Raw genomic sequence first — 21,968 nt, 5'->3', positions numbered from 1 at the left:
TGCGCCGGCGGGCGCCGGCGGGCGCCGGCCGCGTTCGAGCGCGCGGCACCCTGCGGCGCCTACGCGCCGCACTTTTCACTACCCGTTCCGATGGGCCGTTAATTGCGCCAGTTCGCTTCGTAGAAGCGCACATAACCGCTGCGCAGGACCAGACATTGCGCGCGCGTTTCAGACAGCAGGCGCCGGGTCGCCGCTTCGATGCGGCTGCGATGCTCCGCAAAAGCGCCCACCATGTCTTCGAGCCGCGGCGAGGCTGCGCCAAAGTGATCTTCGAGCGCCTCGGCCGTAATCATGCATTCCACCCTTTCACCGTCGACCATTGCCGGGAACGCCAGGGTAAGTTCGCGCCCGGAATATTCCGGGGTTTCGTTCGGGAAAATGATCTGCATGGGATTCGCCTTCGGTTGACGGGTGGATCGCTCGGGGCCGCGCACGCCTGCTTTCTGCTTGCCTCCCTCCGGGGTCGAGGCGCGGGCTACAACAACCGCAAAAGCTATGCAAACACGCCTGTGACGGTTGAATTCATTCACTGTAGACGACTTCCGGCGTGCCGCAAGTTTTCCTTCGGGAAAAGTGATCCCGTACAGCCGGCCGGTTCAATCCTGTAAGATCAAATTGACGGCAGCGCGGCATGCTGCGCTGCGGGATGGCAACAGGCGGGCAATGTACCCCCTGCGTCGAAATCCAACCGGAGACGAGCAGTGACCCAACGCCCTGGCACGCCCCTTACGACGCCTATGGCTGCCCGCCCCTCGACGGAGCAGCCGGACGTGATTGCGCAAGCGCACGCGCGCTCGCTGCAGGTGGGACTGCGCGCCTCGGAGACGCCCGATTTCCACCCATTGCACGCACCGGCCCTGCGCGATCTGGTCGAACGCAATCATTCACTCTATACGCACGCGTTGCCGGTGATGGAGACGCTGCACGCGCAGATCGTCGACACACAAAGCATGGTGTTGCTCACCGACAATCACGGCGTGATCCTGCACAGCTTCGGCGACAGCGACTTTGTCGAAAAGGCCAACCGCGTCGCGCTCTGTCCGGGCGTGTCGTGGGCGGAGGCGGATCGCGGCACCAACGCAATCGGCACGGCGCTGGTCGAGCGCCAGCCCACGGTCGTGCACGCCGGCGAACACTTCCTGCGCGCGAATCGCATCCTCACCTGCTCGTGCGCGCCCATTGCCGATCCCTACGGGCGCATCATCGGCGCGCTCGATGTGAGCGGCGACACGCGCGGTTTTCACAAGCACACCTTGGCGCTGGTGCGGATGTCGGCGCAAATGATCGAAAACCATCTGTTTTCCAACCAGTTCGCCGACGCGGTGCGGATCCATTTTCATGCGCGCGCGGAATTCATCGGCACGCTGGTTGAAGGTCTCGCGGCGTTTGCGCCGGATGGCACGTTTCTGTCGGCGAACCGCAGTGCGCTGTTCCAGTTGGGGCAGCCACTCGCGCAGTTGCAACAGCAATCATTCGACGAACTGTTCGGCATGGCCTTTCCGGCCTTGTTGCAGCAGACGCTCTGCACACCGGGAGAATGCGTCACGCTGACGCTGCCAAGCGGGGTCCGTGTGATCGCGCGCGGAGAATTCGCCGCGCCGCGCCAACTTTTGCCGGCCGCCGGCCTTGGTGGAGAAGCAGGCGTCGCGGTTGCGCTGCGCCCCGCCGCTCGCCCATCCGCAACGCTACCGTTGGTGACGCTCGCCACACTCGACACCGGCGACGCGCATATGGCCGCGATCCTGCGCCGGGTTGAAAAAGTGCGCGGCCGCGATATCCCGATCCTCGTGCTGGGCAAGACCGGCACCGGCAAGGAATGGCTGGCGCGCGCGATCCATTACGATTCGCCGCGCCGTACGGCGCCGTTTGTCGCGCTCAACTGCGCCTCGCTGCCCGATACGTTGATTGAAGCCGAACTGTTCGGCTACGAAGACGGCGCGTTCACCGGCGCGAAAAAGCGCGGCAGCGTCGGCAAGGTCGTGCAGGCCGATGGGGGCACGCTGTTTCTCGACGAAATCGGCGATATGCCGCTCGCCCAGCAGGTGCGGCTGATGCGTGTGCTGCAGGACCGCACCGTGACTCCGCTTGGCAGCACACGGGCGATTCCGGTCGATTTGCGCATCGTCTGCGCGACCCACCGCGATCTGCGCGCGATGATCGAAGCGGGCACCTTCCGCGAAGACCTGTATTACCGGATCAACGGACTCGTCGTGACTTTGCCCGACCTCAGCGAACGGACGGATCTGCCGGTACTCGTCACGCGCATCCTCGAGTCGCAGCGTGAGGCGGAACGGGTGCCGGCGCGCGTGTCGGAAGCGGTGCTCGAGCAATTCCGACGTTGCCGCTGGCCGGGCAATCTGCGGCAACTGGCCAACGTCCTGGGCACAGCCGGCCTGATGGCCGAGGGAGAACGCCAGATCGAGATCGAACATCTGCCGGACGATTTCCTGCCCGACTGCGATGCCGTCACCGCCACGCAGCCCGCTGATTGCGCGGACGCCAGCGCACAACCTGCGGCCCGCAACGCGAAACGCGGCAACCTCGGCCACCTGCCTGTTCATGAAAGCGACTTGCCCGCGCAAGCCTCGCCGGCGCGCATGGAGGACTGGCAGGCCACCTTGATCGCGCAAACGCTCTCACGGCACGGCGGCAATGTCTCCGCCGCTGCGCGCGAGCTAGGTCTCGCGCGCAACACGGTATACCGGTATCTGCGGCGCGGCCAGACTCATTGACGCGAGCGCGCAGGCAAGAGACGACTGCGGTATCGTGGCGGGCTGACTCCCGTTTGCCGCCATGTCTGAAAACAAGCCGCCGTTCACCGTGCGTGTCGAACCGCTCGGACGTACCTTCGAAGCACCCGATTCGCTGACCGTCCTCGAAGCCGCCGGCTTTGCCAATCTGCGCCTGCCGCGTTCGTGCCGTAACGGTACGTGCCGCACGTGCCTATGCCGGCTGATTAGCGGCACGGTGTCGTACACCATCGAATGGCCGGGGGTTTCGCGGGAAGAGAAAGCCGAGGGCCTGATCCTGCCGTGCGTGGCGGTTGCAGCGTCGGATCTGGTGATCGAGGTGCCGGATGCCATGGAGATTGGCGCATTGCCACCGTAACCCTGTGCCCGGAAACGGTTCTTTACCGAGGAGTGACGCTCTCATCAGACGTTGATCCGGCTCCGTTACTCACCGGCTGCCCGTGCTTTGGACGCTGCCCGTTCGCACACTTTTGCCCAGCCGCAGGACGATCGCGGCGACGGCGCTCTCGACCCGGCAACGCGCAGTGTCGATCACCAGGTCCGGATTGGCCGGCACCTCGTAGACCGAGGACACGCCGGTAAATTGCGCGATCTTGCCACTTCGCGCCTGCGCATACATGCCTTTCGGATCGCGCTGCGAGCAGACATCCGCCGACGCCGAGATGAAAGTCTCCAGAAAACCGGCGCCTACGATCGCGCGGGCCATCTCGCGTTGAATCGCCAGCGGCGAAATGGTGGCGACGACCACGGTGTGATCGGTCTGCTGGAATAGTCTGGCGACATGAGCAATCCGGCGCACATTTTCGATGCGATCCATATCCGAAAAGCCCAGGTCCGAGCACAGCCCTTCGCGCAGGGTATCGCCGTCGAGCACCGCTACTTTTGCGCCCTCGCTCACGAGGACAGCATGCAGCGCCTCTGCAATCGTGCTTTTGCCTGCACCGGGCAGTCCGGTCATCCAGACAACCGGCGGTACGTCGGCACTCGTCAATTCGTTGCTCGTATCCATGAAATCGCGTCCAGGCTGCTTTGATCTAACTTTACCGTGCGCGCGCCTGTTTTCCCCTGCTGAAATGCAAACTGACCTTTACGGAAAATTTCTCCCGGCCCCGGCTCCGGGGAGCGCTGCTTTATACGGTCCCGCCTGTTCGCCTGGTGCGACACGCCAGTTCATTCCCACAAACTGAACAGTGTGTTGTGTTTTCACGTAATTTTCCAAACCCGACAAGCGACTAAACTGACGCACCTCATCATCGCGAATGCCATCATGTTGCTCGCATTTTTTCTTTTGTCGCCGATCGGCGTAGTTGCGCTAGTCGCATTCGCGCGCCGCGTCCATCCAGTGACCGGTCAGATTGCTGGTGACGAATAAGGGCGGGCGCGTCGGGAAAGCGGGATGGTGCGGGCGGCGGGAAGTGTAAAAGCTCCCAATAGGCCAACCGTGTTTTGCAAACCGACCGCCAAACTTAATGACGTTTGCCGGGCACCGTGCGCGATTCCGCCGCGTTTGCGGCAAGAAATGCTTCGAGTCCGAATAGCCACGCGAAACAAAACGTCATCCGGGTGAGCATTCCCCGCTGTGATTCGGGGTCGCCATCGCCCGATTGAAGTGGTGTAACTGAAAATGTCTCGCCGGACGAGGCGTAGTCAACGACGGTGTGGTCAGGGCGCATGGCGTTTCTCGTTATGTCCATCAGGTAGCCTGCACTCAGCAAACAGCATGCCTTGCAGGAACCCCTCGCCCGTGCTGCCGTCCGCGCCGCATCCACGTCAGGCGGCCACGCACCGAAACCTCATCGGAAAGCGGCGCATAGAGCCTAACGGCGCGCGCCGAGCGCCCGCTCGATTTTCTGGTCGGTCTTGTACTGGCTGAGCGCATAGACCGACCAGATTGCCGCCGGAATCCAGCCGATCAGCGTGATCTGCAAGATCAGACAAATGATCCCCGCGAACGGACGCCCAATCGTGAAGAACTGGAACCACGGCAGAATGATGGCAAGCAACAGGCGCATGCAGATTTCCTCGTGAGATCCGGGTGGCCGGATAGGTGCGGCTGACCGGATCAGTTGATTGGAGCGAAGCGCGGCACCTGACCGCCTTCGTGGTCGACCAGCTCGAAAAAAACCGTCGCCGGACGCGTCCAGATCCTACCATCCACGCCTCGATAGACAATCATCGTCACGCTCGGGTCCGGCTCGAGGATCGCCTCGCAAATCACTTCGTAGATGCCGCCTTTGTAGTGCTGATAGCGCACGGTGAGGGTCCCTCCAGTATGGGTTGTCGAGAGTCGGCTGATAAAAAGCCGCCCGCGAAAACGCGCATCCTACGTGAGCATCGTGGCGCACGCGAGCGCCAGGTGCACACGCGCGTGCGGACTGGCCGGCGCGCACTCATTTTTGTTCGCCTCGTCGCCAGAATTTTTTCGTGCGATAAAAGCCAGACCTATTTCATGGAGCAACCGATGGCCACCCTGGAAGCGTTTCGCGCCGTGCTGGACGATGAAGCCACGCCTGAAATCATCCGCAATCACATCATCGATTCTTTGCAGTACACGCTGCGCAATCACGGCCAGATTTTTACCGCGAAGGAAGTGGAATGGCTCGCAGTCTGGGACGACGCACGCATTCCGCTCGCGGCCTCGCGCGAACTGCAGAAACGCGTTGCGGAAATAACCCGCTAACGTCCGTCAACCGCGGCCAACTTCTGCCAGCGTCGCCGACTTCTCGCTGGCGCCCGTCACACAAGGCGCTCATCCGTGCCGCGCATGGCTGACGAGGCCTTTTTGAGCGCCGTTTTCCGGTCCGCCGCAGCTCGACGGGCAGTTTTTGCTATCCAAGCTGGCCCATTTAGTGCATCATATTGAAATAGTTGTATTCCGCCGCATCTGCAGTCTCAGCAGCGTTATTTAGCGTCTCCGCACCACCCCCGACTGTTCGACCGCCGCCTGTCGGCGATCCCGTCATTCCGGCAATGCGAAGCCCGCATTCGCCGTCGCGAGTTGTGCAGTTTTTCATGCGTCCGATGTCCGTGCGACATTAGCGCGTTTCTTCTCCATCACATCCGCGATCTTGCGCGGCTGCGCTGAAGCCCCTGCCATCGGGCCTGTGCCACTCTCTTTGCATGGCGGCGCGCCCCAAGGTGCTGCGCTGCCGGGCCTGTTGTGCCGCGCGTAACACGCGTGACACGCCGGCCACGTATTACAGGACAAGGACTTAATGAATTCAGTTGTCAAGACCTACAAGGGCTACGAAATCCATCCGCTCGTGTACCCGCGCCGTCCCGCTGACGGCACGACCAGCCGCAACCCGGACGCCGGCTACGAAGCCTCGGTGCGCATCTGCCGCGTTGGCGCCAATCCGGCAGCCGACGGCCGAGTGTTCCGCCTGCCTTATCTGTGGCCGTTCGAAGGCACCGGCAAGGCGCGCATTGCGTGCATGGCGCACGCCGAACAACTGATCGACGGGCGCGTAGACGGCCAGTCGGTCGCCGATCTTTGATCGGCCTGTACACCTTGGCAACGCGTGCTCTGCGCGCCGCGTCATTTTTCCCGCGGGTCAGCCGTCTGGCGGCCCGCGCTACCGCATCACAAGCTTTGCCGTTAAGCAAAGCGCCCTTACCCCATCGACCAGGAGTTATGCATGGCGAAAGAAGAACTGCTTGAACTTGACGGTATTGTCGACGAAGTACTTCCGGATAGCCGTTACCGCGTGACGCTCGACAACGGCGTCGTGGTTGGCGCTTATGCGTCCGGACGCATGCGCAAGAATCACATTCGTATTCTCGCGGGCGATCGCGTGACGCTCGAACTGTCGGTCTACGATCTGACCAAAGGACGGATCAACTTCCGTCACAAGGACGAACGCGCCTCCGGTGGCGGCGGCGCCCGCAATACGCAGTTCCGTCGTCGCTAAAACCGGCGACCCGTTTGCCGTCGCGTTGATGGCCGCTACCCGCTAGCGAAGTTTTTCGCGCGTCTTCTCCGGCTGGAATCATGCCAGAGCGGCGCGCAGCGGGGTCACATCGACATCGGGCTGCTGGCGCGCGCGAATCGTGGCCTTCAGCATCGGCTGATTGCAGCTTCAGCACCTATCTTCGTCAATACGCGCACACCGCGTGGTCTGCGTGTCCATACCGCCGAAAACGCCGGCGCCGTAATGCTCGCGCTCTCCACCTCCCGTTCGCCCACCGACATGCAATAGCCGCCGTGGCGTACCTGGCGTGTGGCGAAACCGGGGGGCAAGGTGGGGCGCATATTCCCCCTGATCCCGCCACCGTGGCGAACTTCGTGGAAGCGTGGCATCGCACCTACCGTTATGCCCGGGCTGGAGAAACCGCGGTTATCGCCTTGATGGCGGCCCACCATAGACTGGCGTGGATTCACCCGTTTCTGGACGGCAACGGCCGTACGGCCCGGTTGCATACGCATATCGGACTCTCGGCGCCAAGGTTGACACAAGGCCTTTGGTCGCCCATGCGCGGTTTTGCGCGCGAGCATACGGCTTACTATGGACATCTAGCTACGGCCGACGCCCGCCGGAAAGGCGACTACGACGGCAAAGGTGTGTTGAGCGAAAGAGGTTTGGTGGAATTTATCGCCTTTGCCATGAATATCTGCCTCGACCAGATCAGGTTTATGGACGGCATACTGCAGATGCAGGCGTTCGAAGCCAGGCTGGCACAGATGCTCGCCGCCGAAGCCACTAAAGCAGACTACCGGTATCTGAAAACCGAAGCAGCACAACCCCTTGCCTACCTCGGCACCGTGAAGTCAATGGACCGGGCAAGATTCAAAGGCATGATGGGATTGCCCACGCGAGCGGCAGATCGTGTTCTCGTAGACCTGTTCAAATTAGGCATTGTCCGTTCAAGGACACCCAAAGGCCCCGTCGAACTCGCCTTGCCGATTGCGTCGTTCCGCTACCTTTTTTCACGACTTTGGCCGGAAGCAGAATCCAATACCGCTTGACAGCCCGCATGCCATGACGCGCCTCGGACCCATGGCCCAAACACGCACGCCTCGACCGCGCGCCAGTTCAGTGCGCGCTCCCCGCCTCGCCCCACTGCTGTGCATGCCGCGCTACGGCGCCATCGATCGGAAGGCCTGTCGAACCAGCGCGGCGTGCTGCATCCATATGGCATACAGCTTGCTTTAACCCAATCGTTCTCCGCAAAGGCGCGACAGAACATAAGCGGGAGCGCTTTGGCGCAAGCCCACGCGCCCCGCTCCGCCACACACAACGAAGCTCCTCAGGGAGCTTTCTTCTCCGGAGGAAAGCGCCGCGCTTCGCAATTAAAGTCGGGCAATGACGTTCGACGTTTTTCGCATCCGGCCCCCGCCAACGGATGCGATGACACTCGAACTGAATCCTTGATGCTGCTGACCCGATCCGAACCATGCTGCGCGTATTGCTCGTAACCGACACCGACAAGCCGATTGGCGATCTGCGCGACGCCCTCGCGCGGCTCGGCTACGACATGCTGGCCGGCACGACGACATCGCAGGCGCTGCACCGGCGTGTCGAAAGCGAGCGGCCAGACGTGGTGATCATCGACACGGAATCGCCCTCACGCGACACGCTCGAACAACTCGCGGTCATGAAAGCGACCGCGCCGCGCCCAGTCCTGATGTTCAGCACCGATGCCAACCAGCAACTGATTCGCGATGCGGTGAGCGCCGGGGTCACGGCCTACCTCGTCGAAGGTCTGGCCACGGAAAAGCTCGCGCCGATTCTCGAAGTCGCACTTGCCCGTTTTGCGCAGGAAACCCAGTTGCGCCAGCGGCTCGCCGAGGTCGAGAACGAACTGGCCGAGCGCAAGCTGATCGACCGCGCCAAACGTCTGCTGATGGATCAGCAGAAATTGACCGAACACGCCGCTTATGCAAGCCTGCGCAAGCGTGCAATGAACCAGGGCGTCAAGCTCGCCGAGGTCGCGCGCCAGATCGTCGCGGCCGCGGACTTGCCCAAATGAAGCGTCGCTCATGAACCATCCTGCTCCCGATACCCAAGCCTGCGCGGCCGCGCCGCTCGAAAAGACCCATCTACGGCTCGGTTTTGTTTCGCTGGCCGACGCGGCGCCGCTCGTCGCGGCGAAGCTGCTGGAATTCGGGCATGCGCACGGCCTGACCCTCGAACTCTCGCGCCAGCCTTCGTGGGCCGCCCTGCGTGACAAACTGCTGGCCGGCGAACTGGATGCCGCTCATGCGCTATATGGCCTCCCCTATGGCGTGCAACTCGGTCTCGGGGGTCCGCAAACGGACATGGCCATTCTGATGGTGCTCAACCGTAACGGTCAGGCCATCACGTTATCGAACCGCCTAGCCGACGCCCTGGCCGAACAGCGCACGCTGCCGCAGGCCCTCGCGACGCTCGGACGCAAGCCGGTCTTCGCGCAGACCTTCCCGACCGGCACGCATGCCATGTGGCTCTACTACTGGCTGGCCGCGCAAGGCGTGCATCCCTTGCGCGATATCGAAAGCGTGGTGATTCCGCCGCCGCAGATGGTGCCCGCGCTCGCGGAGGACCGGCTTGACGGATTCTGCGTGGGCGAGCCGTGGAATGCTGCCGCGGAAGCGCACGGCGTCGGTCGCACGATCGCCTATAGCAGCGAAATCTGGCCCGACCATCCGGAGAAGGTGCTGGCCTGCCGGCGCGATTTCGTGAACCGGCACCCCAATACGGCGCGCGCATTGGTGCAAACCATGCTCGAAGCCTGCCGCTGGCTGGATGGTCCAGGGCATCGCAACGAGATTGCCCGCTGGCTGGTGCGACCGGAATTTATCGGCATCGACGAAGCGTTAATTGCAAAGCGCCTCGCGCGCGAACGGGTATCGCCGGAGTCCAACCGGCTGCCTGTGAAGTTCTTCGAAGACGGCACGGTCAACTATCCCCGTATGACTGACGGCATATGGTTTCTGACGCAATACGAGCGCTGGGGGCTGATTGGCCGCCGCGATGACTATCGTGAGATTGCGGCAGCGATCAACCAGACGCAGTTGTATCGCGAAGCCGCGCAAGGTATCGGGATTGCGATTCCGGCTGAAGCCGCCGCGCAGGTTTTGATGGATGGCCGCGTTTGGGACGGCAGCGATCCGCAAGGGTACGCGCAAGGATTCGCGATCCACGCATGATACGGAGACCGTAATAAAAACGCGGGGCGCACCCCGAGCCCGCTGGCCCAGTGCACGCCCCGCCACCCGGTGATTTCTCTACGCGTCGCTACCGGTTAGTGTGCCGCGATATACGACTTTACGGCCGGCAAGCCTGGCTTTCCATCGATTGTCGTGACGCCGGCCAGCCACTGATCCAGCACTTGCGGATTCTGCTTGAGCCAGCCTAGTGCGGCCTGATTCGCATCCGTCTTGTCCATGATCGGCACCATGACATGGTTTTCGATGGCCGTGGTGAACTGCAGATTCGACACCAGTTTCGCCGCATTCGGGCAGCGCGCAGCGTAGTCGGGCGGCGTTGCCGTGAACACCTTCGCTTCGCCGTAGTTCGGACCGAATACCGCGTCGCCGCCGGCCAGATAGTCGATCTTCATCTGCACATTCATCGGATGCGGTTCCCAGCCGAGGAACACGATCCACTGCTTCTCGCGGATCGCCCGGTTCACTTCGACCAGCATGCCCGCTTCGCTCGATTCGACCAGCCTGAATTTTCCGAGTCCGAACTGATTGGCGTCGATCATCTTCTTGATCAGCGCATTGCCGTCGTTACCGGGTTCGATACCGTAGAGCTTGCCGTTGAGTTTGTCGGCGTACTTCTGGATATCGGCGAAGTTCTTCAGGCCGCCGTTGTACACATAGTCCGGTACCGCCAGGGTATATTTCGCGCCGCTCAGGTTCGGCGTCGCCAACACCTTGATCGTGCCTGCCTTGACGAACGGCGTGATGATCGGGTCCATGGTGGGCGCCCAATAGCCGAGAAACACGTCGATCTGCTTGCTCTTGATACCGGCAAAAGTAATTGGCACCGAGGCGATGGTCTTGGTCGGACGATAGCCCAGCCCCTGGAATAGCGTTGAGGCGAGACCGGTGGTCGCCGCGATATCGGTCCAACCCACGTCGGCGAAACGCACATCACGGCATACGGCCGGATCGGCCGCGTCGGCGGCGGCGCTCGCCAGCCCCAGTAAGCACGCTGCGGCCATCAGCTTTCTCTGCATGTTCTGTCTCTCCATCGTTATTGTTTAGTTCAACTGGCTTGCCGACGCTCGACGCTAGGTGCATGGCCAAACTGCGCCCGGTACGCCTTGCTGAAATGACAGGCGGAGTGAAAACCGCACACGGTCGTCACGCGCGCGATCGATGCATCGGTCGTCCGTAGCAGATCGCGTGCGCGGCGCAGTCGCAGCGTCAGGTAGTAATGCGTCGGCGATACGCTCAGGTAGACCTTGAACATACGCTGCAAATGGCGCTGTGAAAGCTGCACCAGGCGCGCCAGTTCTTCGAGCGATAACGGCTCCTCGATATTGGCTTCCATCAGGCGCACCACTTCGATCAGCTCGGCGCGCGAGAATCCCACCCGCGCGTCGACTGGAATCGGCTGCGGATCGCCGGCGCCACGAATCCGTTCGAGAATGAATTGTTCGGATACCTGAGCAGCCAGTTGTTGACCCAGCCGGTTTTCCACCAGATTCAGCATCAGATCGAGCGGTGCGGTGCCGCCGGTGCAAGTCAGGCGGTCGCGATCGATGACGAACAGTTCGTCGGCGAAATGCACGCGCGGGAATTCCTTGTGTAGCACCGACAGATCCTCCCAATGCACGGTGCAGCGATAATCGTCGAGCAGCCCCGCCGCCATGAGCGCATAGGCCCCCGTGCAGATGCCGCCGAGCGGAACGCCTCGCGCCGCGACATCGCCGAGCAAGGCTTTGACATCCGCATCCACGGCGCTGCGAATCTGTGTGCCGCCGCAGACGATCAGCACGTCGGGCAGGCCAGCCTCGTCCAGCGAGCGGGTCGGTTTGACCGTCATACCATTGCTGGCACGCGCGGGAACACCGTCTGGCGTGAGCACCGACCAGCGGTAATGCTGCGCGCGGCCGACGTAGTTGGCCATGCGCAAGACTTCGATGGCACTGGTAAAAGCGATCATCGAAAAACTGGGCAGCGTCAGGAAACCGAAATGCGCAAGACTCGACAACGGCACGTCGAGGCGCGCCGATTCAGTCATAGCAGACGTCACGTCACGCTCCATGATGCACACGGTGAGTGTTTCCATCGCGAAGTCCCGAAGGGCTTCGCGATACCTGAGTCGCGTTTGCGTGTTACCCAGCCGGGCCTGCTACTGCCCGGCTCAAGCGGGCCTGAATCAGCTTTGCACGGCGGGCTGGTCGCGCCGCACACGCATCACGCTGCGCAAGCCCGCGAAGCGCGGCACATTGGCTGCGCCCGGCGAACGGCCGAAGCTTTCGGTAATGCGGTCCAGAATGATCGCCAGCAGCACGACCGAAAGGCCGCTTTCGAAGCCAAGGCCGATATCGAGCCGCTGGATGCTCGCCAGCACGTCGTTACCGAGGCCACCTGCGCCGACCATCGAGGCGATAATCACCATCGACAAGGCCATCATGATGGTCTGATTGACGCCCTGCATGATCGACGGCAGCGCGTTCGGAAATTGCACCTTGTAGAGCAGTTGCCACGGCGTGCAGCCGAAGGCCTGACCTGCTTCGACGATCTCACGATTCACGTGACGGATGCCAAGACTCGTCAGCCGCACGGCCGGGGGCATGGCAAAGATCACCGTGGAGAGAATGCCAGGCACGCGCCCGAGGCCGAACAACATGGCGGCTGGAATCAGGTAGACGAAGGCCGGCATGGTCTGCATCAGGTCGAGAATCGGTCGCACCACCATCGCCACATGCTTGTTTTTGGCGGTCCAGATGCCGAGCGGAATACCAAACAGCAAGCTGATCAAGGTCGACGACAGCGTCAGTCCGAGAGTGATGACTGTCTCGTCCCAGAAGCCCGTGGCATAGATCAGCAATAGCGCGAGCGTCGTGAAGAACGCGAAGCGCCAACCTACCCGCCACAAGCCGATGCCGATAAAGAACGCCATCAGCGCCCACATCGGAATGGCCTGCATGCTATGTTCGATCAGCGCGGCGAAACTCTCGATGGCCTTGCCGATCGCATCGAACGTATTCGCGTCGTGGTCGAGCAGGTAGTGAACGGAATCATCGACCCAGCGGCCGAGCGGAATGATCTCAGACATGAGAACCTCGATTGCGCGTAAGAACCTTCAGGACAGCTGCCTGATTGACAGAGCCGCAATAGCGGTTGTCGTCGTCGACGACCGGCAGTGCAGTGGCGTTGGCACAGACGCGCGAGACCACATGCTCCAGCGACGCCCCGCGTGAGATGCATTCGACCTTGAGCAGGTCCGGTGCGGCATTGCCGATCGCGTCGCGGGTGACAAAACCGCGAATACGACGTTCCGCATCGAGGACGAAAGCGTATTCCGCGCTACCGTTCAACGAAGCCGCAACGCTCGACACATCCAGATTACGCACCAGCGGCACGTCGTTGGTCTGCATCAGATCGCCGGCCGTCAGATAGCGGCTCGTGTCGACGCCTTCGAAAAACGCCCGTACGTAGTCGTCTGCAGGATTGCTGATGATTTCTTGCGGCGTGCCGATCTGCACCACACGGCCGCCTTCCATGATTGCAATCCGGTTGCCGATGCGGAGCGCCTCTTCGAGATCGTGCGAGACGAACATGATCGTGCGGCGCTGGTTCCTTTGCAGTTCCAGCAGCACGTTCTGCATTTCCTTGCGCTTGAGCGGGTCGAGCGCGGAAAACGCCTCATCCATGATCATCAACGACGGATTCACGGCCAGCGCACGCGCCAGACCGACCCGTTGCTGCATGCCGCCGGACAATTCAGCAGGCAGTTTTTGCGCGAAGGTGGCGAGGCCAACCTGTTCGAGCACGCCAAGCGCGCGCTTTTCGCGTTCCTTGCGGCCTACGCCGGCAACTTCGAGGCCGAACGCGGCATTCGAGAGCACCGTGCGTTGCGGCATCAGCGCAAACGACTGGAACACCATACTCATGTCCGTGCGGCGCAGCGAGGTCAGCTCGGAGCGGCGCACGGCGGCGATATCGCGGCCGTCCACCAGTACCTTGCCCGCTGTCGGTTCGACCAGCCGGTTGATCAGGCGGATCAGGGTCGACTTGCCGGAACCGGACAGGCCCATCAACACGAAGATCTCGCCTTCCTGAACGTCGAAGGAGACGTTGTGAACGCCGACCACGTGACCCGTTTTCGCATGCACTTCATCCTTCGTGGAGCCGCTGGCGAGCATATCGAGCGCCAGCCTGGGATTCGCTCCGAACACCTTACATAAACCTTCGACCACGACCTTTGGGGAATTCATTGAATCCATCTCCTCGTGGTGCAGGCGCCGGCCCGCACTGTGTGCCTCCATAGTTGCCAGAAAAAACCCCGACAGGCCGACTAATTGCGACAGACGCTTGCGCAAATACGACACGGGCGAAAAAGCACGAGCGTTAGCGGCAAGGTGAAAAGCTTGCTGGGTGGGCGTTTGGGGAGATGTTGCGGCGCGTCGTGGCTAATTTGCCGATGTCGCGTTTTGGAAGGTGGGGGGTGCGAATGAGGTTGTTGGGAGGAAGGGTTTGCACCGCATTGGCGAGCACGCGACTACCCATGCGGTGCAGAAAGTCATGCAAGGTACCAAGACAGAATCGCCAAACCTGCCTTGGCGAACCCGACAACCCTCCTCATTTAACCATTTCCACCATGAAACAGCGTCAGTTTGTTCGAAACCGACGTCACGCCCTGTACCGTGTGGGCGACCTGCTCGGCCTGGGCGATCTGGTCTCCGGTATCGACGCTGCCTGACAACGTTACCGCGCCGCTGCGGGCCTTCACAAACACGTTCGAGACATTGAAGCCCTGCGCTTTGGACAACGCGCGGCGCACTGCCCGCGCTAGCGCCTTGTCTGCCTTCGTGGCGGCCTTTTTACCACTCGCCATGGAGCCGTTGTCCATCCCGGCCATCGCATCGCTCGCCTGTGCGTAAGCGGCCACCGGCATGGCGATCGCTACTGTCAGACATAACGCGCTCAAGATTCCGACTGTCTTCATGTTCTTCTCCTGTCGATACAAGCTGGTTGCTGTCATTGCTTGTTCGTGCGCGTGACCCTTACAAAGACAGGCACGGACCTTACACAATCTAATGCATTGGCCCGCAAAGCGCAAAGCGTTCAACCGCCTGCCGCATGACCGTCTGACGCGAGCGCGGCTCCCGTCGTCTGACTCCAGCCCCCCCCAAGCGACCGGTAAAGCGCCACCGCGGCCAGCGCGTGCTCGCGCTTTGCCTGATTCAACGAATCGGAGTCCTGTAGATAAGTCTGCTGGGCCGACAAAACATCGAGGAAGTCTGTCGCACCGCCCTTATACAGCTGGTTTGCGAGTTTGAGCGACTGATCCGACGCCCCCAACGCATCGGTCAATTTTTGCGTCGACGCGGTCGTGCTCACCAGATCGCTGCGCGTGTCTTCCACTTCCCTGAGCGCCTGGAGCATCGTCTGCTGCAGATTCAGTTGCGATTCGCGCATTTTGCTTTCGCTCTGCTGGATATTTGCCGTGATCCGCCCCGCATTGAAAATCGGGCTGGTGGCATTCAATGCCGCGCTGAAGAGGTTATCGGTCAACGCCGGCATGCCGATGTAAGAAGCCGCCAGCAAACCGTCGCTCAGATTCAGGTTGAACTTCGGATAACGCTCCGCCTTCGATACGCCCACTTCCGCCGCGCGTTGCTCGACCGTCGCATAGGCGACCAGCACATCGGGACGACGCAGCAGCGCCTCGGATGGCAATGTCGTCGGCGCCGCGCCTTCCGGGTTGGGAATCGTACCGGGCGTAGCCAGCACCAGCTTGTCTACCGATTCCGGCGTCCGGCCCGAATACACCGCAATCAGGCTGAGTTCGTGTTCGACCGTCGATTGCGCACGCGGAATACGCGCCTGCAATTCATCGAGCTGGTTTCGCGCGCGGGCCACATCCAGTTGCGTCGACAAGCCATATTTCAGACGCTCCTGCGTCAGTTGCAAGGCCCGCTGCCGGATTACCTGGTTATCCTGCAAGATTTTCAATTCCTGCTGGGCCCAGCGCAAGTCGACATAGGCCGAAGCCGTATTGGCCGCGAGCGCAAGTCGCAACGCGTCCTCGGCATGCTGTTGCCCAACCAGCTGCGCCTGCGCAGCCAGCAGATCGAGCCGCTCGCCACCGAACACATCCGGCGACCAGTTCAGCGCGAGACCGACACCGCCCTGCCGCACATAGCCGAGCGGCGGCGGCGTGTTGATGCGGCTGTCCGCCGCGGTGGCCGTCGCATCGAGTTCCGGCAGCAGCACCGCGTGCTTTTGCGTGGTGATGGCTTGCGCCTGCTTGACGCGCTCCGCGGCAGCCTGCAGATCGAGGTTACCGTTAAGCACCGAATCCACGAGTTCGTCGAGCACCGGGTCGCCGAACTGCGACCACCAGGTCTTCGCGTCCACGGCATCCTGTGGCGCTTCGACACTCCAACTGGCTGGTGCAACCGTTTTGACCGTGGCCGGCAAATCCGCATGCGTAGCCGGTTGGACCGCACATGCGGCCACCGAAAGACAAGCCAGAACTTCTACAATGAGCTTTTTCATGATTGGCCTCAATGTGCGTCCGGCGGCGGCGCACCGTTAGAGAACGGTTTGGAAAACACCACACTGGCGATCGCGACAACGAAGCACAGCGACAGCACGTAGAAGGTGTCCGAGTACGTCAGCACCAAGGCTTCGCGCAACACCAGCGCATGCAGGCTGGCTAGCCCGGACTGTGTCGAGTCGAGTACGTCGCCCGCCACGGATGACCAATGTGCGGTCTGCTCCGCGAGCAGCGACTCCACATCCGGACGGCCACCAGTCACGCTTTCGTTGAGCCGCAGATAGTGAAAATTGAGCCGGTCGTTGAGCATGGTGGCGCTGACCGCGATGCCGATCGCACCGCCCAGATTACGCATCAGATTGAACAGTCCACTGGCCAATTTCAGCCGCGACTGCGGCAGCGATCCGAGCGCCATCGTGACAATCGGCGGGATCGAGAACTGCTGGCCGATACCGCGCAACGCTTGCGGCAACAGCAGTTGCTGCCAGCCCCAATCGTGCGTCAGCGGGACATACAGATAACAACCGAGCCCGAAGCAGAGCAAGCCAAACAGCAACAACAGACGCATATCGACAAACCGTGCCACCACCGCATAGACGGCCAGCGCGAGCAACTGGAACACGCCCACCGAGAGCAACGCGATGCCGATCTGCAGCGAACTGAAACCGCGCACCTGGGCGAGAAACTCAGGCGTCAGAAACACCGCCACAAAAATGCCGATCCCCGTGATGAACGACAGCAAGCTGCCGATGCCAAAATTTCTCACCACCAGCGCACGCAGATCCACGATGGGTTCATCCGCAGTCAGTGCGTGGACGATGAAGAGAAAGCCGCAAATGGCTGAGATCCACGTGCAGGCGATGATGATGTGATCGCCAAACCAGTTCTTGCGCGGCCCTTCTTCCAGCACATATTCGAGGCAGCCGAGAAAGCCGCTCATCAGCAGGATTCCCAGGTAATCGCCTTTCTTCAGCAGCGACAGATCGGGCTTGTCGATATTCACGTACTTCGGCACCAACACGGCCACTGCCACACCGGGCACGACGTTCAGATAGAACAGCCAGTGCCACGACCACTGGTCGGTGATCCAGCCGCCGATCACCGGGCCGATGGCCGGCGCAAGCGAAGCCAGCGCGCCGATCGTGGTGGACGCAACGAGCCGCTGCTTGCCGGGGAACAGTACAAAGGCCGTCGTGAACACGGTCGGAATCATCGCCGCGCCCATGGCGCCTTGCAGGCCGCGAAACAGGATCATCGAATTGATGTCCCACGCAATGCCGCACAGCATGCTGGTCACGGTAAAACCCACCGCGGAGGCAACGAATAGCCAGCGCGTCGAGAACACTTTGGAGAGCCAGCCCGACATCGGAATCACGAGGATTTCCGCAATCAGATAGGCCGTCTGCACCCATGACAACTCGTCCTGACTCGCGGAAAGTCCACCGCCGATATCCCTCAGCGAGGAAGCGACGATCTGGATATCCAGGGTTGCCATGAAAAATCCCAGACACATGAGTGCGAATGCCAACACACGTTGCCGCATGGGCTGGGACGCCGGATCGAGCGGATGAGCGCTTGTCATGATGTTGTCCCGGTTCGCTTAGTGACCGCTCGACGCTTGCGAGCCGTCGGCAAGATGCACTTCAACGGTCGCCGACAGCCCCGGCCGCAACACGTTCTCCATGTCGTGCGGCACGTTCAGGCGGATTCGCACCGGCACGCGCTGCACGATCTTGGTGAAGTTTCCGGTTGCGTTTTCCGGCGGCAGCACGCTGAAGGTGGCGCCGGTTGCGGGCGCGAGGCTTTCGACATAGCCATGTAGCGTGCGGCTCGAGGCATCGAGCGCAACGTCGGCCTGGTCGCCGATCTGCATCTTCTTCAGCTGGTCTTCCTTGAAGTTCGCGTCCACCCAGAGGTCCGTGGACGGCACCACGGTCAGGAGCGGCGCGCCGATATTGGCGAGCATGCCGACCCGCGCCGTGCGATTGCCGATGTAACCGTCGACGGGCGAACGAATCGTTGTGTATTCAACGTTCAGTTGTGCCACACGCTGCGCTGCCAGCGCCGTGTTGACACGTGCCTGCGCGTCGGCAATCTGCGCACCGAGTACATCCAGTTCGCGTTGTGCCGCGAGCACCGTTGCGCCGCTGCTCTGCACCGCGGCCTGCGCCTTGGAAAAATCCGCGTCGGCACGTTCGACGATCTGATTGGAGACGGCGTCGTCCTTGACCAGTTCGCGGTAGCGCGTCTGGTCTTCGGCGCTGCGCGTCAATTCGGCTGACGAGGCCCGCACTTCCGCCTGATGCTGGTTGATCACGGCAGCCTGCAGCGTCTGTTTCGCCTGCAACTCCTGCACCGCCGCGCGGGCGCTATCCACCTCGGCGGTGGCCTGCGCAAGCTTCGCGTCATAGTCGCGGGCATCGAGCCGGATCAGCACCTGGTTCGCGGCGACATGCTGGTTGTCCTGCACGAGGATATCCGTGACGAAGCCGTAGACCTTCGGCGCCATCACCGTCACGTTGCCGCCGACGTAGGCGTCGTCGGTTGACTGCTCGAAACGCAGAACAAAGAACCAGTAACCCGTGGCGGCCGCCAGCACCAACGCTACCGCGCCGTAGGCGAGGCGCATCCATGGAATGCGGCCGCCTTTGGCAGCGTCGGCGATCGGTTTGGGGACAGCGGAAGCAGGAGTGGCAGGACTCGACATGATTTCACCTGTGTGTATGCACTAAATGGGTTGAAAAACTGCAGTTTGGGAGTGGGCCATCGGCCCAATCTTTATTTAGGCTTTCGAAACATCGCGTGTCAGACGGAACAATTCGTGCCGCAGCGTAGCCGCCTGCGGTGGTCCGAAATTGCGCTCGAACTCGTTTTGCGCCGCGAGCCAGTACGTCATGGCCTGATCGAGCCGCGCGTGACCGTTCTGGGTGAGGGCCAGTTGCAGACGCCGCGCGCCCTGCCCATCCGGTTTATCCGCGACCAGGCCATTTCGCAGCAAAGGCCTGAGTGCGCGCACCAGCGTGGTTCGATCCATCACCATCACCTGCGCCAATTCGAGCATGGTCAGATTCACGCCGCGCCGCAGCGCGACGAGAAGGCTGAACTGCGTCGGCGTCACGCCTGCTTCGGACAAATGCCGCTCGTAAAGCTGGGAAATATGCCGGGCGGCCTGACGAATCGCGAAGCAATCGTCGTTTTCGGGTGAGTGAGTGTGCATGTGCACAGAGTAGTGATGCTGCGCTCGCGGATCAATCTCGTGGGTACATCTGATTGTTGCGATGGCGACAAGAGTGCGCGCTGCGATACGGGCAAACGGACGGCTCACGGCAGCGTCGAGGGCGGGTTCAATGAACAGTTCAATGAGCAGTTCAACGGACGGTTCAATGCCCCAGCCAGCCGCCAAATTGTCTGATCTTCAGATCCGGCGACAACGCTTAAACAGCCGACACATCCGCGAAGAACTCCGCCGCATGCTCGACAAAGGCTTTCACCTTGGCCGGTAGCAGCGTGCGCGTGTTGTAGGCAAGCCGTAGATCGACCGCCGGGTCGATCACCTCGAAGTCATCGAGCAGGGTCACCAGCCGGCCGCTGGCCAGTTCGGCCTGCGCAAGTGCAAGGGGAAGCGCGCCGATACCCAACCCCTCCAGCACCATCTCCCGATTGAACACGGCGTTGTTCGAGGCGATGTCGTACTTGAACGGGATCACCAGATCTTCCGCGCCAAGCCGGAAGGTCAATTGAGGCTTGCGAAACTCCGGCGAGAGCGCCACGAACATATGTCCGCTCAACTCCGACGGATGGGCCGGCCGCGTATGCCGTTTCAGATACTCCGGCGTCGCCACGATGACAAAGGTCATGCGTTCGAGCAGGCGCGTCACGACCGTGTCGGTGCTCAACATGAAAGGCAGCACGATGCCGAGGTCATAACCGTCCGCCACCAGATCGACCGGCCGCTCCGTCAGCGTCACGTCGAGACTCACTTTGGGATGCTTGCGCTTGAAGGTCGAAATCAATGGCACGAGCCGGTTGACTGTGGCGGTCGTGTGCGCGACGAGGCGCAACACGCCGCTTGGTTCGCGGGTCTGCGCCGACGCATCGGCTTCGAGCGCTTCCAGATCGTCGAGAATCCGCGCGCAACCCTCGTAGAAATGTTCCGCCGCCTCGGTGAGCGAGACCTGCCGCGTGGTTCGATTGAACAGGCGGCTGCCGAGCCGCCGCTCGAGTCCGGAGATGGAGCGCGACACGATGGGTGTGGTCAGGCCGAGCATATCTGCGGCGCGCGTAAAGCTCCTCGCTTCGACCACCGCGCGGAAAACCCGCAGACTCTCCAGATAATCCATAGACGACCTCGTGGTGGGCTCTTGGTGCTCGTGGTGCTCGTGGTGGGCTCGTCAGCCGGTGGCTTGCCTGGCGCGGTCCTACGCCCTCTTTATCGGATACGGAACCGGGCGTCCGCAGATTACCGCATAGTTGGGCCCGGCTGGGCAAGCTGTGGGAATCCTTTGGTTTCGCTGGACACGGTCGTCGGCAAGTCCCTCTGCGAACACGATGGACACACCGCCGAACCAATTCGCACGACACGTTATGCCACGCCAAACGTCATCCTTCGAACACACGGATTCAAGCTTGCTTCAGGCGCGCCCGCAAGAACGCGACAAGGTCAGCCAAAGCCTCGGCATGCGAGGCCAAAGCGTCCCGCGAGGTACCCTCGTAATGGCGCACTTCAGTGACGACACCCGCACGGGTCAGCGCGTCCGCATAGGTTTCGGCTTCCTCGCGCAACGCGTCGTGTGCGCTGGCGATCAGCGCGGGCGGCAAGCCGGCGAGCCGCCGCGAATCGACCGGCGCCGCATAAGGATGGAGCCGTTGCGCAGCATTCGGCAGATAGTTCCGATAGCATCGGGCGCGCTCAAAAAGATCGGGGGGCGTGGCGGGTTTTCGATGATCGGCGCCGCGCGTCATGCTCGGATCGAGCAGCGGCGCCAGCAACCCTTGGGCTGAAATCGTAATCTCCGCCCGGTCGCGCGCGATGGCGGAGACGCAAGTAGCGAGATTGCCGCCCGCATCGTGACCGGCAATGCCGATCCGTTGCGGATCGGCGCGTTGCCCTCGCGCTTGCGACACCGCCCATTGCAACGCGCGATAGCCATCTTCAGGGGCGACGGGAAAGGGAAACTGCGGGGCGAGCGAGTAGCCAACCGACACGACCCATGCCGGCGTCGCGTGGGCAATGTGGCGCGCTGCGATATCCGCGCCTTCAAGCGTGCCGCCGCAGAATCCGCCCCCGTGGAAATACAGGACCACGGGCAGCGTCGCACCCTTCGATGCGGGCCGGTAGCTGCGCAGCGTGATGAGTTGCGCATGTCCTGTGATGTGGACATCTTCGATACACAGTCCAAGATCCAGCGTCGACACCATGTCTACTGTCGGGCGCCCTCGCGCCGTCTCCCTTGTTGTAATACGACATATTGTCGTGCTCAAAGGGCGGCGGATAAAGACTTGTATTCCCGAAACACAATCCGACCGTGCCGAACAATCCGCTGCGCAAGCG

At 61.8% G+C, this 21,968-nt stretch carries 24 protein-coding genes; 8 read left to right on the top strand and 16 right to left on the bottom strand.

What is annotated here, in order from left to right; all coding sequences use genetic code 11:
* Positions 1-98: 98 nt before the first annotated feature.
* The gene (locus P3T43_RS18345) at positions 99-389 is read right to left on the bottom strand and encodes a DUF1488 domain-containing protein (RefSeq protein ID WP_429282454.1); all 291 of its coding nucleotides are present in this window, start codon (positions 387-389) and stop codon (positions 99-101) included.
* Positions 390-701: 312 nt separating this feature from the next.
* Here P3T43_RS18345 and P3T43_RS18340 point away from each other — a divergent pair, with 312 nt between their 5' ends.
* Positions 702-2,732: a sigma-54-dependent Fis family transcriptional regulator gene (locus P3T43_RS18340; protein WP_429282453.1), complete on the top strand. Its 2,031-nt coding sequence runs from the start codon at positions 702-704 to the stop codon at positions 2,730-2,732.
* 61 nt (positions 2,733-2,793) lie between these two features.
* Positions 2,794-3,108, top strand: coding sequence for a 2Fe-2S iron-sulfur cluster-binding protein (locus P3T43_RS18335; RefSeq protein WP_429282452.1), 315 nt, complete (start codon positions 2,794-2,796; stop codon positions 3,106-3,108).
* A 69-nt stretch (positions 3,109-3,177) separates the two neighbouring features.
* Here P3T43_RS18335 and cysC read toward each other — a convergent pair whose 3' ends face one another.
* From cysC to P3T43_RS18315, 4 genes are all read right to left on the bottom strand, one after another.
* The gene (cysC, locus tag P3T43_RS18330) at positions 3,178-3,759 is read right to left on the bottom strand and encodes an adenylyl-sulfate kinase (protein ID WP_429282451.1); all 582 of its coding nucleotides are present in this window, start codon (positions 3,757-3,759) and stop codon (positions 3,178-3,180) included.
* Positions 3,760-4,216: 457 nt separating this feature from the next.
* Positions 4,217-4,423 (bottom strand): hypothetical protein, encoded by a 207-nt coding sequence (locus P3T43_RS18325; protein ID WP_429282450.1) that lies wholly within the window; start codon positions 4,421-4,423, stop codon positions 4,217-4,219.
* A gap of 144 nt (positions 4,424-4,567) precedes the next feature.
* Positions 4,568-4,762, bottom strand: a complete 195-nt coding sequence (locus tag P3T43_RS18320) for a YqaE/Pmp3 family membrane protein (RefSeq protein WP_429282449.1) — start codon at positions 4,760-4,762, stop codon at positions 4,568-4,570.
* Positions 4,763-4,812: 50 nt separating this feature from the next.
* Positions 4,813-5,004, bottom strand: a complete 192-nt coding sequence (locus tag P3T43_RS18315) for a DUF1653 domain-containing protein (protein WP_429282448.1) — start codon at positions 5,002-5,004, stop codon at positions 4,813-4,815.
* A gap of 207 nt (positions 5,005-5,211) precedes the next feature.
* Here P3T43_RS18315 and P3T43_RS18310 point away from each other — a divergent pair, with 207 nt between their 5' ends.
* From P3T43_RS18310 to P3T43_RS18285, 6 genes are all read left to right on the top strand, one after another.
* Positions 5,212-5,430, top strand: coding sequence for a hypothetical protein (locus P3T43_RS18310; protein ID WP_429282447.1), 219 nt, complete (start codon positions 5,212-5,214; stop codon positions 5,428-5,430).
* A gap of 535 nt (positions 5,431-5,965) precedes the next feature.
* Positions 5,966-6,247 carry a hypothetical protein gene (locus tag P3T43_RS18305; RefSeq protein WP_429282446.1) on the top strand — a complete coding sequence of 94 codons (282 nt, stop codon included), beginning with the start codon at positions 5,966-5,968 and terminating at the stop codon, positions 6,245-6,247.
* 141 nt (positions 6,248-6,388) lie between these two features.
* Positions 6,389-6,661, top strand: coding sequence for a translation initiation factor IF-1 (infA, locus tag P3T43_RS18300; RefSeq protein WP_042325066.1), 273 nt, complete (start codon positions 6,389-6,391; stop codon positions 6,659-6,661).
* Between the two features lie 80 nt (positions 6,662-6,741).
* Positions 6,742-7,716, top strand: coding sequence for a Fic family protein (locus tag P3T43_RS18295; protein ID WP_429282445.1), 975 nt, complete (start codon positions 6,742-6,744; stop codon positions 7,714-7,716).
* A 428-nt stretch (positions 7,717-8,144) separates the two neighbouring features.
* Positions 8,145-8,720, top strand: coding sequence for an ANTAR domain-containing response regulator (locus tag P3T43_RS18290; RefSeq protein WP_429282444.1), 576 nt, complete (start codon positions 8,145-8,147; stop codon positions 8,718-8,720).
* Between the two features lie 10 nt (positions 8,721-8,730).
* Positions 8,731-9,879, top strand: a complete 1,149-nt coding sequence (locus P3T43_RS18285) for a CmpA/NrtA family ABC transporter substrate-binding protein (RefSeq protein WP_429282443.1) — start codon at positions 8,731-8,733, stop codon at positions 9,877-9,879.
* Between the two features lie 95 nt (positions 9,880-9,974).
* Here P3T43_RS18285 and P3T43_RS18280 read toward each other — a convergent pair whose 3' ends face one another.
* The 11 genes from P3T43_RS18280 to P3T43_RS18230 form a co-directional block, all read right to left on the bottom strand.
* Positions 9,975-10,916: a choline ABC transporter substrate-binding protein gene (locus tag P3T43_RS18280; protein WP_429282442.1), complete on the bottom strand. Its 942-nt coding sequence runs from the start codon at positions 10,914-10,916 to the stop codon at positions 9,975-9,977.
* A gap of 29 nt (positions 10,917-10,945) precedes the next feature.
* Entirely contained in the window at positions 10,946-11,926 is a 981-nt protein-coding gene (locus tag P3T43_RS18275; protein ID WP_429282506.1) for a GlxA family transcriptional regulator, read from the bottom strand.
* A gap of 138 nt (positions 11,927-12,064) precedes the next feature.
* Positions 12,065-12,967, bottom strand: a complete 903-nt coding sequence (gene choW, locus P3T43_RS18270; protein ID WP_429282441.1) for a choline ABC transporter permease subunit — start codon at positions 12,965-12,967, stop codon at positions 12,065-12,067.
* Entirely contained in the window at positions 12,960-14,129 is a 1,170-nt protein-coding gene (locus P3T43_RS18265) for a quaternary amine ABC transporter ATP-binding protein (protein ID WP_429282440.1), read from the bottom strand. The genes choW and P3T43_RS18265 overlap by 8 nt, the downstream gene beginning before the upstream one ends.
* 368 nt (positions 14,130-14,497) lie before the next feature.
* A complete protein-coding gene (locus P3T43_RS18260; protein WP_429282439.1) occupies positions 14,498-14,860 on the bottom strand; it encodes a BON domain-containing protein in 363 nt (120 codons plus the stop codon).
* Positions 14,861-14,979: 119 nt separating this feature from the next.
* Positions 14,980-16,416, bottom strand: a complete 1,437-nt coding sequence (locus P3T43_RS18255) for an efflux transporter outer membrane subunit (RefSeq protein WP_429282438.1) — start codon at positions 16,414-16,416, stop codon at positions 14,980-14,982.
* A gap of 8 nt (positions 16,417-16,424) precedes the next feature.
* Complete coding sequence (locus tag P3T43_RS18250; protein ID WP_429282437.1) at positions 16,425-17,999, bottom strand: DHA2 family efflux MFS transporter permease subunit; 1,575 nt, start codon at positions 17,997-17,999, stop codon at positions 16,425-16,427.
* A gap of 18 nt (positions 18,000-18,017) precedes the next feature.
* Positions 18,018-19,124, bottom strand: coding sequence for an HlyD family secretion protein (locus P3T43_RS18245; protein WP_429282436.1), 1,107 nt, complete (start codon positions 19,122-19,124; stop codon positions 18,018-18,020).
* Positions 19,125-19,199: 75 nt separating this feature from the next.
* Complete coding sequence (locus P3T43_RS18240) at positions 19,200-19,634, bottom strand: MarR family winged helix-turn-helix transcriptional regulator (protein WP_429282435.1); 435 nt, start codon at positions 19,632-19,634, stop codon at positions 19,200-19,202.
* Positions 19,635-19,851: 217 nt separating this feature from the next.
* The gene (locus tag P3T43_RS18235; RefSeq protein ID WP_429282434.1) at positions 19,852-20,757 is read right to left on the bottom strand and encodes a LysR family transcriptional regulator; all 906 of its coding nucleotides are present in this window, start codon (positions 20,755-20,757) and stop codon (positions 19,852-19,854) included.
* A 280-nt stretch (positions 20,758-21,037) separates the two neighbouring features.
* The gene (locus P3T43_RS18230; protein ID WP_429282433.1) at positions 21,038-21,835 is read right to left on the bottom strand and encodes an alpha/beta hydrolase; all 798 of its coding nucleotides are present in this window, start codon (positions 21,833-21,835) and stop codon (positions 21,038-21,040) included.
* Positions 21,836-21,968: the final 133 nt, after the last annotated feature.

It is taken from the genome of Paraburkholderia sp. GAS41 (assembly GCF_050436545.1).
Lineage (GTDB): Bacteria > Pseudomonadota > Gammaproteobacteria > Burkholderiales > Burkholderiaceae > Paraburkholderia.
The sequence above is the reverse complement of the archived record's forward strand: the minus strand, read 5'-3'. Positions and strand labels throughout refer to the sequence as shown.